Source organism: Neisseria sp. P0008.S010 (genome assembly GCF_051962715.1).
Classification (GTDB): domain Bacteria; phylum Pseudomonadota; class Gammaproteobacteria; order Burkholderiales; family Neisseriaceae; genus Neisseria; species Neisseria elongata.
Map to the genome: position 1 here is coordinate 1 of NZ_JBQCVA010000130.1, position 733 is coordinate 733.

Genomic DNA, 733 nt, shown 5'->3' on the forward strand with positions numbered 1-733 from the left:
GACTAGCGATAACTTTCCCCACAACGGAACAACTCTCATTGCATGGGATCATTGGGTACTGTGGGTTTAGTGGTTGTAAAAACACCTGACCGCTATCCCTGATCAGTTTCTTGAAGGTAAACTCATCACCCCCAAGTCTGGCTATGCAGAAATCACCTGGCTCAACAGCCTGCTCAGGGTCAACGAGAATTAACATTCCGTCAGGAAAGCTTGGCTTGGAGCCTGTTGGTGCGGTCATGGAATTACCTTCAACCTCAAGCCAGAATGCAGAATCACTGGCTTTTTTGGTTGTGCTTACCCATCTCTCCGCATCACCTTTGGTAAAGGTTCTAAGCTTAGGTGAGAACATCCCTGCCTGAACATGAGAAAAAACAGGGTACTCATACTCACTTCTAAGTGACGGCTGCATACTAACCGCTTCATACATCTCGTAGATTTCTCTGGCGATTGAAGGGCTAAATTCTTCAACGCTAACTTTGAGAATTTTTGTAAGCAATGCGGCGTTATAAGCATTTAATGCATTGATGCCATTAAATAAAGCACCAACGCCTGACTGCCCCATCCCCATCTTGTCTGCGACAGATTCCTGGGATAAGCCAAGTTCATTTTTCTTTTTTTCATAAATTGCTTTAAGGCGACGTGCGTCCTCAAGCTGCTCTTGTGTTAATGGTTTCTTTTTTGTGCTCATACGTTAAATCTATCACCGCAAGGGATAAATATCTAACACCGTGCG

The 733-nt window shown here is 44.5% G+C and carries 1 protein-coding gene; it reads right to left on the reverse strand.

Annotated elements, in window-relative coordinates; translation table 11 throughout:
- The coding region (locus ACTHSL_RS12850; protein WP_440381684.1) for a LexA family protein at positions 1-688 on the reverse strand (688 nt) is incomplete at its 3' end.
- Positions 689-733: the final 45 nt, after the last annotated feature.